The 13,071-nt window shown below is 34.5% G+C and carries 15 protein-coding genes; 5 read left to right on the top strand and 10 right to left on the bottom strand.

Annotation, left to right across the window (positions count from 1 at the left end; translation table 11 throughout):
• Positions 1-268: 268 nt before the first annotated feature.
• Positions 269-790 carry a dihydrofolate reductase family protein gene (locus ACKI3H_RS00195; protein ID WP_407370279.1) on the bottom strand — a complete coding sequence of 174 codons (522 nt, stop codon included), beginning with the start codon at positions 788-790 and terminating at the stop codon, positions 269-271.
• 56 nt (positions 791-846) lie between these two features.
• Positions 847-1,728 carry a VOC family protein gene (locus ACKI3H_RS00190; protein ID WP_407370278.1) on the bottom strand — a complete coding sequence of 294 codons (882 nt, stop codon included), beginning with the start codon at positions 1,726-1,728 and terminating at the stop codon, positions 847-849.
• A 646-nt stretch (positions 1,729-2,374) separates the two neighbouring features.
• Between ACKI3H_RS00190 and ACKI3H_RS00185 the strand changes: the two genes are divergently transcribed.
• Positions 2,375-3,307 (top strand): competence protein ComK, encoded by a 933-nt coding sequence (locus ACKI3H_RS00185; protein WP_407370277.1) that lies wholly within the window; start codon positions 2,375-2,377, stop codon positions 3,305-3,307.
• 65 nt (positions 3,308-3,372) lie between these two features.
• Here ACKI3H_RS00185 and ACKI3H_RS00180 read toward each other — a convergent pair whose 3' ends face one another.
• The 3 genes from ACKI3H_RS00180 to ACKI3H_RS00170 form a co-directional block, all read right to left on the bottom strand.
• The gene (locus tag ACKI3H_RS00180) at positions 3,373-3,918 is read right to left on the bottom strand and encodes a sigma-70 family RNA polymerase sigma factor (protein WP_407370276.1); all 546 of its coding nucleotides are present in this window, start codon (positions 3,916-3,918) and stop codon (positions 3,373-3,375) included.
• 146 nt (positions 3,919-4,064) lie between these two features.
• Positions 4,065-5,477: a hypothetical protein gene (locus tag ACKI3H_RS00175; RefSeq protein ID WP_407370275.1), complete on the bottom strand. Its 1,413-nt coding sequence runs from the start codon at positions 5,475-5,477 to the stop codon at positions 4,065-4,067.
• A gap of 391 nt (positions 5,478-5,868) precedes the next feature.
• Entirely contained in the window at positions 5,869-6,093 is a 225-nt protein-coding gene (locus ACKI3H_RS00170) for a hypothetical protein (protein WP_407370274.1), read from the bottom strand.
• A gap of 228 nt (positions 6,094-6,321) precedes the next feature.
• Here ACKI3H_RS00170 and ACKI3H_RS00165 point away from each other — a divergent pair, with 228 nt between their 5' ends.
• From ACKI3H_RS00165 to ACKI3H_RS00150, 4 genes are all read left to right on the top strand, one after another.
• Positions 6,322-7,245: a helix-turn-helix domain-containing protein gene (locus ACKI3H_RS00165; RefSeq protein WP_407370273.1), complete on the top strand. Its 924-nt coding sequence runs from the start codon at positions 6,322-6,324 to the stop codon at positions 7,243-7,245.
• A 234-nt stretch (positions 7,246-7,479) separates the two neighbouring features.
• The gene (locus ACKI3H_RS00160; protein ID WP_407370272.1) at positions 7,480-8,409 is read left to right on the top strand and encodes an ABC transporter ATP-binding protein; all 930 of its coding nucleotides are present in this window, start codon (positions 7,480-7,482) and stop codon (positions 8,407-8,409) included.
• Positions 8,406-9,227 (top strand): ABC transporter permease, encoded by an 822-nt coding sequence (locus ACKI3H_RS00155; protein ID WP_407370271.1) that lies wholly within the window; start codon positions 8,406-8,408, stop codon positions 9,225-9,227. Before ACKI3H_RS00160 ends, ACKI3H_RS00155 begins: the two co-directional genes overlap by 4 nt.
• Positions 9,228-9,310: 83 nt before the next feature.
• Entirely contained in the window at positions 9,311-9,439 is a 129-nt protein-coding gene (locus ACKI3H_RS00150; protein WP_407370270.1) for an Ldh family oxidoreductase, read from the top strand.
• Positions 9,440-9,563: 124 nt separating this feature from the next.
• Here the strand turns inward: ACKI3H_RS00150 and ACKI3H_RS00145 are convergent, their stop codons facing one another.
• The 5 genes from ACKI3H_RS00145 to ACKI3H_RS00125 all read right to left on the bottom strand — a co-directional run bounded on the left by ACKI3H_RS00145 (position 9,564) and on the right by ACKI3H_RS00125 (position 12,880).
• Complete coding sequence (locus ACKI3H_RS00145; RefSeq protein ID WP_407370268.1) at positions 9,564-10,031, bottom strand: gamma-glutamylcyclotransferase; 468 nt, start codon at positions 10,029-10,031, stop codon at positions 9,564-9,566.
• A gap of 1 nt (position 10,032) precedes the next feature.
• Entirely contained in the window at positions 10,033-10,680 is a 648-nt protein-coding gene (gene pcp, locus ACKI3H_RS00140) for a pyroglutamyl-peptidase I (protein WP_407370267.1), read from the bottom strand.
• An 87-nt stretch (positions 10,681-10,767) separates the two neighbouring features.
• Positions 10,768-11,691, bottom strand: coding sequence for a DUF979 domain-containing protein (locus ACKI3H_RS00135; protein ID WP_407370266.1), 924 nt, complete (start codon positions 11,689-11,691; stop codon positions 10,768-10,770).
• Positions 11,692-11,694: 3 nt separating this feature from the next.
• A complete protein-coding gene (locus ACKI3H_RS00130) occupies positions 11,695-12,399 on the bottom strand; it encodes a DUF969 domain-containing protein (RefSeq protein WP_407370265.1) in 705 nt (234 codons plus the stop codon).
• 190 nt (positions 12,400-12,589) lie between these two features.
• Positions 12,590-12,880, bottom strand: coding sequence for a hypothetical protein (locus tag ACKI3H_RS00125; protein WP_407370264.1), 291 nt, complete (start codon positions 12,878-12,880; stop codon positions 12,590-12,592).
• Positions 12,881-13,071 lie beyond the last annotated feature (191 nt).

Below are 13,071 nucleotides of genomic sequence, written 5' to 3'. Positions count from 1 at the left end.
CCTCGCTCTATTAAAAAGTTTTTGTGGAACCGATTACACATGAATCTTACCATCTCTTGGAAATTTTTGCAATCGTTTTCTTTCGGTTTTCCTAAATTATTTATTTAATTTGGACTATCATTACTACTTATTTGTTTAGTTTTTTTGATTAATGGACGAATAAACCACTTTTTGTGATTATTCGTCCATTCCCGTCAGTCCTAACATTATTACTCAACTCTCTTTACAAAAAATAGGCATTCAATTGAATACCTATCGCCAATACTCATTATCTGTTCACATACCTTAAAATAACGATTCCATTATCCACTATATATTCTTCTAACTCTAAATCAATTGGTGGATGTCCACCATAAAACAGTGGACGCCCTGCTCCTAAAATTACTGGGATCAACCCAATAATGTACTCATCAATACAATCTGCTTGTAAAAAGGTATTGATGAGATTGCCGCCACCAAAAAGCATAATATCTTTACCGGGCTTTAATTGCTCTTCTTTGATGACTTCAATGATGTCTTCGCCACAAAATTTAATATTATCATAATCAGTGATCGTCGAATGAGTAGCTACATAGACTGTTTTCGTTTTGAATTCCAGGTGCATATCTTGTTCATAACACCTTTTCCCCATTACAACGATATCAATATCTTCTAACAATGTTTCATAATTGTATTGATTGTCTGTATTTAATGTATTGTCTTCATAACCTTTGATCCATTCAAAACTACCATCTTCATTGGCGATAAATCCATCTAAACTCATTGCTAAGTTCATAATAATCCGTCTCATCCTACCATCTCCTTTAACAAAAACTCCAATCATTTTATAAGATTGGAGTTTGATTATTATCCTTCATAAGCTTTTTTCAATTCGGCAATATTCATTTTTTTCATTGGAAGGAACGCTTGCGTCACACGATCCAACTGTACACGATCTTTTGTATTCATCATGTCATTCATGATTGTAGGCGAAATTTGCCATGAGAATCCGAACTTGTCTTTCAACCAGCCACATTGCTCAGCTTCCGGCACAAAAGATAGTTTTTCCCAAAAATAATCAATTTCATCTTGCGTATCGCAGTTGACTAGAAAAGAAATAGCTTCAGAAAATTTAAATCCATGTGCAATGGCACTATCCATTGCTACAAAGTTTTGACCTTCCAAATTAAACGCTCCATACATCAACTTTCCACCTTGACCTTGTTCATCATCTTCACCATAATAACTCAACCCGTCAATGGCAGCATTAGTAAAGACTGAGTTATAAAACTCTATTGCCTCTTTTGCTTTGCCATACTGTTCATTTGTAAATAACATAGTTGGCGTGATTTTTTGCGCAATCAATTGATCGGGCAAATACATAATTTGCCAAGAGAGACCATACTTATCCTCTGTCCAGCCGTATTTTTCACTAAATGGATAAGCATCAAGCGGCATCATTATAGAACCTCCCTTGGATAACTGTTTCCATAAATGATCTACTTCAGCTAAAGTTTTACAAACGACTTGCAAAGAAACAGATGGGTTCAACTTAAATATTGGACCAGCTGAAATGGACATAAAACTTTGATCAGCTAAAGTGAACACGATGCTCTCTGCAGATCCAGAAGGAGTGTCATTAAGAGTTACCACACTATCAATAGAAGAATGATCAAATAAATTTGTATAAAATTCAGCTGCTTCAAGAGCCTCTTTATCATACCAAAGATGCGTAACAATTTTTTGCATGAGTACACCTCCTCATCTCTTTAATTCAGTATACGCTTGAAAAAAATAATTGTAAAAGCATCTTGACTGTCATCTCCTCATCTTTAAATCACGCTATTTTAATTAATCATTTTAGCAAATTAAGATGCGATTGGCCGACTTAAAGTAGGATCTCTTTGAGTAAACCCTTTGAATTCTAGTTCGGTTAACTCAAATACATTTCCCGTTTGAGTCGATGCAATGAGCCTTAGTTTAACTTACTCAAACCCATTTCTCGTTTGAGTCGCTGTAACGAGCCCTGGTTTGGTTAACTCAAACCTATTTCTCAATTGAGTCGCTGTAACGAGCCCTAGTTTTGTTAACTCAAAATAGTATTTTAAATGAATTAACCAAATTTAAGTAGCAACGCTAAAGAAACTAGCTTCTTACCATGCGGGAACAAGAGCCCCTTTGAACTCACTTCAATAAACTGCTTAATCTCGTTTGTTTGGTAGTATTCAACGAATTGCGTTACAGCTTCGTCATCTTTAACTAAAGTAATACAATTAAAAAACAGTTATAATTTAATTAGAATAGTTGATTAGTTAATGTCACTTGATATGATAACGTTTACAATTAAATCATATTATATTTTCATCAAATTGATACATGAAATGGGGCCAGCAGGATGAAAGAAGATTTTGACTGTGATCAGCACAAAGAATATTATAATAATTTGAGAACGACTTATTATCAGTTTAATAAAAGAATAGCGACAACTGACTATACGCCTCTTCAAAACGAAAATAGCGACTCACATTATTATTATGAAACGTCATTTACTCGAATACCGATTAAGCCTTTGTTGATTACAGACACGACTCTTTCAGCTTTGTTAGCCATGAGTTTTGAACACTCTCATATTTTATTAAATGAAAACACCTATTACATAAAAGATATCCGTGATGTCAAAGACACTTTGTTTAATACTATTGTTTTCCAGTTAGGAACTCCACCTTTAAAAACAAAGGAACATTCTCGTACCATTATGAACCGTTACTTCAGTAAACGTCCGCTAAATTACCAAACCATTCAATCAATTGGTAAAAGTTTAGGGTTTCATCACCGCTGCCCGTTTGTCTCAGGCTATCAAATATTTGTACCTGAGACAGGTTCATCCAACGATTCTACCAGCTGGTATGGGCTCCATCATGCGCTTGATGCTGTTGAAGATAAAAAGGGAAATAGTATGCATCTACATTTCCGAGACGGCCATGAATTGAAGCTTTTAATCTCAGCTCGCAGCTTTAATGAACAAGTAGAGCGATCAGCAAAACTTTCTTTTCTTCAGCAAAATGCGATTGATGAAATTGTGGGACTTTTACACTTTACCCACACACCTTGTTTTACGGATGAGTTAAATATTGTACAAAGGCGTGTAAAAGCTTCTACTTTCCTATCCGTACTTTCTCCAATAGAATCACTTATCAATTATTTAACCATCTATCGCACAAGTGAATCGCTGGAAACGATTCTCGGAGAAGGGAATCCGTATATTGATGAAATTAGAGAAGATTTCTCTCTTAGTTTAAAGTTTAAACCAACCTATTTCCATGACTAAAATGGACAGCATATGCGAGTATTTTTGATTCGCATATGCTGTCCGTTTTATCAACCAACGTTCTGTTAGTCTTTCAAGACAAACAAAAAATGCGCTAACTTTTCTGCCACTCTTTTTTTCCATTGATAGACTGTTTTCCGACTCACTCCTTGCTTTTTAGCAATCTCTGTAACCGATAAACAAGTGACTACCGTGTCTAATAAATAAGCTTGTTCGTTTTTAGTAAGCAATGGTAGCATTTCTTTCAATAAATCCACATCTTGATACGCTTGTTCAAAAGGCAATTGAGTGTCTGGCTGCCGTTTAACCAAGTCCTCTGGCCAAGGCATTTCACTTTCCCATTTCCGTTGTTGTTTCCTTAACAAGTCCAACATTTTCCAGCGAACCTTAGTGTATGCAAAACCAGTAAATTGATACAGATATTCGGCCTGCTCTAAATCTTTTGGAAACGTTTCGTACGCTTCTACTAATTTCAACAAGCCTTGCTGCACAAAATCATCGTAGTCTGAATGATTGCGACTCACACCTAATTTCTTCAATACCCCATGGACGATTCCTGAATGCTGATCAAAAAAAGATTTTTCCATTTCTTCACTTAGTTTCCTTATCATTTGGCTCAAATCCTTTATTGTGGTGTTACAAGGCCTTGTACTCTTATAGCATAAGACCTACTTGTAAAACCGACAAGAAACCAAACTAGACAAAAAAGCCTCCAAACTCACTTATTAAGGAGACTTTGAAAGCTATCGATACATTTTTAAAATTTAAATATAAAGCCATTAATAATGAGAAAAGCAGCCAACACAATAAAAAAGGAACTTTTCGAAAATGCGGTTGTTTCATTTTTTTCGTTCGTTACAAATTCTTCTGGATTTGAAGATGTCTCCGTCACTTGAACAGACTCTTTGGTTGAATCTTGATTTTCATTTTTAGAGCTGGTCACTATTCTCTCTTTTTGTTTATCTATTAACTCAGTTGTCAGTTCTTCTTTACTAACTTCCATTTTAGACTCTTCTAAACTTGCCTCTGCTTCTTTTTCTGAGGTACTGCTTTCTTCTTCTAATATAGGTGTCTCTTCGTCCACTATGTCCTGTTCTTCTTCTATCAGCTGTTCTTCTATCGTAAAATTCCCCATCGAAAGATCGGATTGAAGTAATTTTTCTTTTTCTTCTATCCTTGTTTCCAGTTGTTGGATTTTTTCTAACAATGCGTCTCTACTTTCTTGTAAGTCTGTGTCTTCTATCTCTGCTGCTGTTTGTTGTGCTAGTAGTTGTTTGTTTAGTTCATCAATTTGTTTTTGTAACTGTTCTTTATCTAATCCAATGACAAATTGGTTATATAAGGTAAAGGGATTGCCTTCTTCATCACTAGCTCTCAGGTGATCGATTACCCATTCGCCCATTAACTCATTAGTAATAGAAGCTAATTCTCCTTCATAGGCTTTTGTTGCTTCATTAAATGTTAAAGAGAGCAGCAGCTGTTGATCTATTAATTTTCCGTCTTTAGACAGCGAGCGATAAACGACTGTTCCATTTGTCAACCGTTCATTTCCAACTGAATGCAACCTAAACTGAAGCTTTTCGCCCACTTTAACAGCTTTAGGTTCAACTTTAATCGACATAAGATCAACTAAAGAAGCTGGGTGTGCAAGTACTTCAAAATCGCCTGATTTTAGTTCTGTATCTTCGTTTATCAAATTTCTCGTTTCCAATACACTTGAGACTTCATTTCCATCAATTCCAACTGCTTTTGTCAATAACCACTGTCCTATAGCTGTCTCTTTAGTCGTCTCCAATTGCCCTACATACTGCTTTAACTCAGCATCATAAGTTAATACAACAGTTGTTTCTCTCTTGGTTTCGCCAGCTAAATAACTTAAAACAATCGTTTCGAAACTTAGTTCTTCTGGCATTGTCAAATTGAATGATCGTTGCTCACCAGCATGAGCTGTTTTTGGTTCAATGGAAACCTGATCACTCACAATTATCTTATTCTCTGGAATAGGTTTTTGGGTTTCAACAGGTTCGTTGATTTCATTTGATGGAGCACTTTCTACTACTTCACTTGGTTCTGTCTCATTGGTTGTTGCTGCCAAAACAGATTGGCTTTCAAAATTAATAAGTAGCAGAATGCTCACTATCAGCAAAAAACGTACACATCTTAATATCATTTTTACTATATCTTCCATTCTCTATGTAATCTAATGGTTCCTTAGCTAGTTTAACGTAATCTACCAGTTAATCAATCTTTTTACAGCAATTGACACCAAATAGACAAAAAAAACTGAGATCGGTTCTCTCAGTTTTAACAGAATTGTTTAATAGCCGTTTTCACTAATTTGAGATTCATCTCTCAAGTTAGTTATGAATATTTATTCCGTTTATTCATAACGGAATGGTAAAACAAATGATTTCCTTTAAAATAATCATTCCTTTTTATGCAGAAGTTAATGAGCTTTTTCATTTGCCATATTTTGTACATAATTAATCCGCTTTACTACACTTTTTATGAATTTTTAATCTTTTATAATCGGTTTTTATGCTAAAATAATTTGAAATCGTTTAGAGGTTCACATTTAGATGAATAGTATTGATAATACTTTCACTGCCATCGTGTTCAACAATAAATTGAATTTCCTTAGCCATCCAGCTATTTAAATCATTAAAGGTGTACTCATTTTTACGTAATACAGTATCTATTGGACAATCCAAGACCCCATCGGCATTTATCAAAACATCCGACTCTTCTACATCAAGTTTAATGGTTTGGTATTTTCCATAAATCACATAGAAATACTGCACTTGTGGAAGATTTGTTGGTATAGTTAAATATTCTTTATTTGTGATACGTCATTCCTTCTTCCTCTGTGCAGGTAGTAAACGTCTTTATTGTTAATTTAAACGCTTTTTCTTTCCTGGTTAAACTAATTTCTTTGAATCAAGTATAACGACTATACACTGCTTTGCCACAAAACGTTACAATAATAACTGGACTTATTTCTAGGAGGTTGTCAAATGTCTGACATAAATGTTCCCATTGGGTCAACATTAAAAAAAATCAGAGAAAACAAAGGTTATACACAAAAAGAAATTTCAGATCATATGATGGCTCGTTCAACGTATACAAAATTTGAGAATGATGATATCACTCCCACCCTTTCCAAATATCTCTCTATTTTGGATCATATGGATATGTCTCACGAAGAATTCATCTACCTATTAAATGACTTTGAATTAGGACAGAAAGAAACAATCCTGTATTTGTTTAAACAATTAGAAAAAAATCCAACGCTTGAATTAGTCTATGAAATCATTGAAAAAGGCGAAACATTGGTCCAAAAACGCTATGATCAATTGACTCTCGATATTTTAAATGTTTGTCGTGGCTATGCCGTGTTGCTTGAAGAACATGATTTAGCTAAAGCAAAAAATTACGCTCAAGAAGTTTGGGATAGAATGGAAAATCTAGACAAATGGTACTTAGCTGAGCTGCACATCATCAATAGCATTTTGTATTTATTCGACAGTGATACTGCTGCTCTACTCACAGAAAGAGCTCTTGAAACTTTAACTCAATACCATCATCTTGAAGAAGCGACGAATTTAAAAATCAGTTTCTTACTGCATTTAACAAATCTGCTAATGATGGATCAAAAATACGAAAAAGCATTGTTTTACATCAAGCAAATGGAAACTGAAAGTGCTAAAATGGATTACGCGGTTATGCTGGCGACTGCATTGATTCGCAAAGAAGTCTGCATGAAAAAAATTGGCGACACATCTGCGACAGGTCTCATTGAACGAGCCATTCGTATTTTTGATAGTTTAAATAAACACACCTTAAAAGAGTTAGTAATAAAAGATCCGGAAAACTTTTTAAATCTTTATTCAAATTACCCTGTTAAGGAAATACAAAGCGAACTTTTAACATCACACTAACTTAATGTAGTTGTCAAAAAGCTGCCAAGAGATTAAATCTCTTGGCAGCTTTTTTTTATTTTCTTGGTTTACAGATTCATCTTAAACAATGTAAAACAAGAACCTTCCTTAGAATAAGAGTTATCAACCGCGTTTTTTAGATGTTTATACTATAATAATATTAAAGTGTAATATAGCCATCTCTCTTTCCTCTTTACAAGATTATAAAATAGAAATCAGAATGGGTGAAACGTTATGGAATCTATCATAGAAGTTAAAAATTTTTCTAAGATTTACGGTAATTTTTGTGCAGTAGATAATATTTCATTTGAAGTCGAACGAGGCAGCACATTTGCTTTTTTAGGAACAAATGGCGCAGGTAAAAGCACCACCATCAATACACTTTGTACCATGATCGAAAAAACTTCAGGTACGTTATTGATAGATGGAAAGGATGTTTCTTCTCAAAAAAATGCTGTTCGTAAATCTATTGGAATCGTTTTTCAAGAATCAACACTTGATCAAAAAATGACTATATCAGAGAATCTAACCTTGCACTGTATCCTTTACGGAGTACCCAAGTACGAAATAACTGAGCGCATCCATAACATATTGGCACTTATTGATTTATCCGATAGTCGAGATCAATTCGTTTCACAACTATCAGGCGGTATGAAACGCCGTGTGGAAATCGCTCGTGCTCTTTTACATGATCCAAAAGTTCTTTTTTTAGATGAACCGACCACTGGATTGGACCCGCATACAAGAAATCGAATTTGGGATTACCTTCTTCGTCTCCAAAAAGAAAGAGATTTAACAATTTTCCTAACAACTCATTACATTGATGAAGCTGAAGTTTGTGACAAGATAGCTATTATGGACCATGCACAAATCAAGGTCCACGCTAGTCCTCAATACCTAAAAAAGACTTATACTCAATCCAAAGCTAGTTTAAAAGTAAAAGATTTAGAAAAAGCTCAGCGTTTATTGCTTCAAGAAAACTTGGATTATGTATTAGAAGACTCTTATTTTTTTGTAGAGATAGAAAATCTATCAAAATTCCTAAAATTTATCAGTCTCCTTCAAGAAGATATTTTAGACATTGAGATTTTAAAAGGAAATTTAAATGATGTTTTCTTGAACATTACAGGTAAAGAGATCCGAGAAGGTGGGAATGCAACATGAGTGTTATTTATTCCTTGTTTATTCGGAATTTACGAGATTATACACGAGACAATATTCGTCTTTTGGTCATTACCCTCACTCCCTTTGCCTTTATCTATGTCTTATCGTCCATATTCAAAAACCAATTTGCCTCTTACTCTTTAAGCTATTTGATTGCAGGCGTTTCAATTGCTACAGTTTTCAATACTTCTTTGAATGTCGCATCTGCTGTCATTGATGACATAGGTTCTGGATTTTTAAAAGAAATTTTAGCGAGCCCTATCAGTCGCTTACAAGTCATAATGGGACACATATTAACTGGATCCACTATAGCCACTGTTCAAGGTTTTCTAATCTATTTGATTAGTATGTTTACATATCTTGGATTTGAAGAATGGCACACTATAATCTTAGTTTTCTTTTCAATGGTGATGGTCAGTTTTGTCTACTCAACCCTTGGCATTTTACTTGCAGTAACAGTCAAAAATTTCCAAACCTACCAAGTAGTTGAACAAGCAGTCGTTATTCCATTAATTTTCTTATCTGGTGCTTATCTTCCAATCTCTATATTTCCATGGTTTCTTCAATATATCAGTTACTTAAATCCAATGACCTATACAACTATGTTCTTTCGTGGCATCGTCCTAGAAGAAACGATGACTAATGCAGAAATGGTTAACATTGGTATCGCACTTGATATAAACGGCTTTATCCTCACACCTCTGATGAGTGGATTAATTGTCTTTCTTTGTGGTGTACTATTCATGATACTTGCAATTCGCTCTTTCCAACATGCCAATTTCACAAGCCCCCAACGTTCTCGAAAAAAAAGAAATTAAATTGTATTAAAGTAATGTAATTCACGAAACTAACGTTGGATAGAAGTTGGATGCTCCATTGATAGGGCACCAATTTCTTTTTTTTGACTAAGTTTGTTGAAAAAGCTTTTATGGGTTACGGTGTAACAGAAACCGATGCGAAAATTTGCGCCGAGGTTCTACTGGAGTCTGATAAAGAAGGGATAGAAAGTCACGGGGTCAATCGCTTTTAACCAGATTATCTTCTTAATTTTGTGTGTATAAGCTAGTAACGAATACTTTACGATTAAAAAAAGGTACCGCTAGAAAGAATATGTCTCTCTTAGCGGTACCTCTGGTATTTAATAGTAGTTTTTGTTAGGTTAAGTTTTCACTAATTTCTCTCGGTCTCCAAATACCATCTGTCATTAACTCCGTTTGTTTATAAAATAATGAATCATTTTCCATTCGATACAGATAAACAAAAGCTTTTTGAGCTACAAATGTTTTAGACTGTTCTTGCCATACTTCAACCATCTCTACTCTGCGTTCATATTCGTTATCCGGATGATCTATTCCAATGTAGCCTTCCAAGGCATCTAAATTTGATAATGTCGATTCAAAGTTCAATAGTTCAAAAATTTCACCATATACCCATTCTGTATTAATTTTTTCAACCAAAAGAGCAGGATATCCTTTATAAGGCATATCATAAAGACTACCTCTTATACGAGCACGGTTCGGAATAGAACTGAGTACATTACCATCTAGATAACGTTTATAATTAAATTCACCAGCTCTTAAACTACCATAAACAAAAACTGGAAGGATATCATCAAGCTGCATCTTAGTGAATCGCACCTCCAATTTCTTTTAAATCTTCTTTGCCTTCAAAATCAACAATTGCTTCAATTGCAGCTGTCAATCCTTTCGTCATATCTGTTAAATTCATAAAAGGTTGATTCGCTTTATCTACTACCTGTTCAGGAATAAAAGGGACATGGATAAATCCTCCTTTAATAGCTGGATATTGAGTATCAATCAAATACTGAACTTGATACATAATATGATTGCAGACAAATGTTCCTGCTGTGTTTGAAACAGCTCCTGGTAGACCAGCTGCTTTAATTGCTGTTACCATTGCTTTAACTGGTAACTGAGTAAAATAAGCAGCTTTTCCTTGCTGCTGGATTGCTTCATCAATTGGCTGGTTGCCTTCATTATCTGGTATCCTTGCATCGTCTACATTGATTGCCACTCGTTCTGGAGTTAATGCAAATCTTCCCCCAGCTTGTCCAATATTTAAGACCACGTCTGGTTGAAATTCTTTAATAGCTGCGTTAACCGCTTCAGCTGCTTTTCCAAATACTGTTGGAATTTCTAATTTTTTTATTTCTGCACCTTTAATGGTGTCTGCTAAACCTTTGACAGCTTCTAGAGCTGGATTGATTTTTTCTCCACCAAATGGGTCAAATCCTGTTACTAAAATTTTCATATTTTATTCTGCTCCTCTCATTTGCTCCAATGATTATAATAATTTAACACAATTGATTTCATATAGCAAAATTAGCGATTTTTTTATTTAAAATGCCCAGAAGTACATTAATGCAATATGTATCACGATCATACTTATAGCAAGTGGTGCTTGTTCTTTAATAACGCCATTCAAATTTTTCATTTCCAACAACGCGGCTGGTAAAGCATTGAAATTAGCAGCCATTGGCGTTAATAACGTGCCACAGAAACCAGCTGTCATTGCTAAAGCTCCTGCAATTACAGGGTCACCTCCTTGTGCAATAACAAAAGGAATTCCTATCCCAGCTGTAATGACCGTAAATGCAGCAAAACCATTTCCCATGATCATTGTGAAAATAACCATTCCTAGTACATATGCACTAACTCCCAATAAACGGTTACCTTCTGGTATAAAGGTTGAAACTCCACTTGCAATGACATCCCCTACACCAGCTGCTGTAAATATAACCCCTAAAGCAGCTAGTAATTGTGGCAACACACCAGTGGTTCCTACTTGCTGGATCATGCGATCTCCTTCATCCAAAACCATTAACGGTTTTGACTTAGTGAGATATATGGCAATAAGTAGCGAAACAACTGCTCCAATACCGATACCTACTTGTCCTCCAAGAGGTGTAAATTGCGCAATAGGCACAGCTACTACCGCTAAAGTAATCACAGGAATAAAAATTTTATTCCCTAAGCGATTACTAGCTTCTAAAGCTTTATCTTCATCCACCGTTTTAACTTCTCCTAGACGTACTTGTTTAAATAATGTTAATATTCCCATTCCCATAAGCAATAGTCCATTAACCATGTTTGGTATAAAATTTCCAAAAGCAAATACGATTCCTAATAAAAACCAGAATAACGCTGTCCCTAATCGTGTTGGATGATTTGCATCTTGAAAAACTTTACTAGCTGTGTAAATCAATAATAAACCAATTAAAATAAAGAAAAATTCTAATATATTACTTACAATGACCTCCATTTATTATTTTTCCTCCTTTTGTGACAACAAATTGGTTTTATTCCCATATTTTTTTTGCAATTTTCGATCAAATAAAACGTTGGATCCAGCTACCATAATCAACATAATCAGAGCAATTGGAATAGAAGCTTGAGCAATAGCTACAGCTGAAACATCATAGCCTAAGGATTCCATTGTTCCAGCAATTAACAAAACACCAGCTGCCGCGATAAATGTATTTTGAGCAAAAAAATTGCCGTAATTATCTGTAGCTGCCGAACGTGCTTTAAGACGTTCGATATCTTCATCACTAATTTCTCCATACTTTGTTTTAGCTGCTGCTTGAGTCATCGGTTCAACTAATGGACGAATAAATTGTGTCTGGCCTTGAACACGAACAGAAAAGAATCCTGCCAATTCACGAATAAACATATATAATGACAAAAATCGACCTGGCGTCAGTCCTTTCATCTTCTCAATCAACTTTACAGCTTGTTGACGCAACCCAAACCGTTCTGTTAAACCAATCATAGGCAATGTAAGTAAAAATAATGTTACTAGTCGGTTAGAAACAAATGCTTCTCCCAGTAATGCTAAGAAATCCACAAATGAAATCCCTGAAACTAAAGCGGTAGCTAATGCTGCAAGCAAAACAACTGCAATAGTATCAAATTTAAAAACAAAACCGACAACAATAATTAAAATCCCAATCAATTTAATAATTTCCATAAATCCACCTATCTTTACTAAAAAATTTTTAATACTTTTTTAATTGTATACACATTTAGAAAGAGATGCAACTTTTATCATGCTAGATAATTATTTCCGGAAAAAAAAAAACCGTATCTCATTTTTAAGATACGGGTTTAACGATGCTAGGAATTAGTGTTTTCCATTATTTACGCTTCATTTTATATTTTTAGTAGCTATCGCTTGTCCAACCATTTACCTTATAAGCATTGACCATATTTTGATTGTGTTCGTCTGTAGCGTAGTTCATTTCTATTGGTCTTAAATGGATAGCTACCTTTTGATCTGCTTCATTTTTATCTACTGATATTACCTCAATTTCATCAGGGTCCACAAACATAGAATCTTTAATAAAATCTCCTTTTTGAGGAATAGTAGAAGATTCAAAAGGTTTTTGCAAAGTAATTACTTTCTCATCTGGTGTTTTTACATGAATTTTACGATAAAGTGTCAATTCCATTTTCTTTCCTCCAAAATTTCTGTCTTTATTTAAATCATATCACACCTTTAGCACCTGAACGAATAGAACACTCAAGAACAAGCTAAATTAAAGACATATACTTACTATTTTGGACAAATAGGATACTATTATAAGTTTTTGGTCCACTTTCTATCATTTGGATATACTTTTTTTAAACCTCTATCCTTTAT

The sequence above is a fragment of the Carnobacterium sp. genome, assembly GCF_045617425.1.
Taxonomy (GTDB): domain Bacteria; phylum Bacillota; class Bacilli; order Lactobacillales; family Carnobacteriaceae; genus Carnobacterium_B.
This window is presented reverse-complemented; position numbering and strand designations above follow the sequence as displayed.

Excerpts from the sequence above, each read along its gene's own strand:
- ACKI3H_RS00185 (WP_407370277.1), top strand. The coding sequence starts at position 2,375 with ATGAAAGAAGATTTTGACTGTGATCAGCACAAAGAATATTATAATAAT.
- ACKI3H_RS00155 (WP_407370271.1), top strand. The coding sequence starts at position 8,406 with ATGAGTGTTATTTATTCCTTGTTTATTCGGAATTTACGAGATTATACA.
- ACKI3H_RS00165 (WP_407370273.1), top strand. The coding sequence starts at position 6,322 with ATGTCTGACATAAATGTTCCCATTGGGTCAACATTAAAAAAAATCAGA.
- ACKI3H_RS00160 (WP_407370272.1), top strand. The coding sequence starts at position 7,480 with ATGGAATCTATCATAGAAGTTAAAAATTTTTCTAAGATTTACGGTAAT.
- ACKI3H_RS00190 (WP_407370278.1), bottom strand. The coding sequence starts at position 1,728 with ATGCAAAAAATTGTTACGCATCTTTGGTATGATAAAGAGGCTCTTGAA.
- ACKI3H_RS00175 (WP_407370275.1), bottom strand. The coding sequence starts at position 5,477 with ATGATATTAAGATGTGTACGTTTTTTGCTGATAGTGAGCATTCTGCTA.
- ACKI3H_RS00135 (WP_407370266.1), bottom strand. The coding sequence starts at position 11,691 with ATGGAGGTCATTGTAAGTAATATATTAGAATTTTTCTTTATTTTAATT.
- ACKI3H_RS00195 (WP_407370279.1), bottom strand. The coding sequence starts at position 790 with ATGAGACGGATTATTATGAACTTAGCAATGAGTTTAGATGGATTTATC.
- ACKI3H_RS00130 (WP_407370265.1), bottom strand. The coding sequence starts at position 12,399 with ATGGAAATTATTAAATTGATTGGGATTTTAATTATTGTTGTCGGTTTT.
- ACKI3H_RS00145 (WP_407370268.1), bottom strand. The coding sequence starts at position 10,031 with ATGCAGCTTGATGATATCCTTCCAGTTTTTGTTTATGGTAGTTTAAGA.
- ACKI3H_RS00125 (WP_407370264.1), bottom strand. The coding sequence starts at position 12,880 with ATGGAATTGACACTTTATCGTAAAATTCATGTAAAAACACCAGATGAG.
- ACKI3H_RS00180 (WP_407370276.1), bottom strand. The coding sequence starts at position 3,918 with ATGATAAGGAAACTAAGTGAAGAAATGGAAAAATCTTTTTTTGATCAG.
- pcp (WP_407370267.1), bottom strand. The coding sequence starts at position 10,680 with ATGAAAATTTTAGTAACAGGATTTGACCCATTTGGTGGAGAAAAAATC.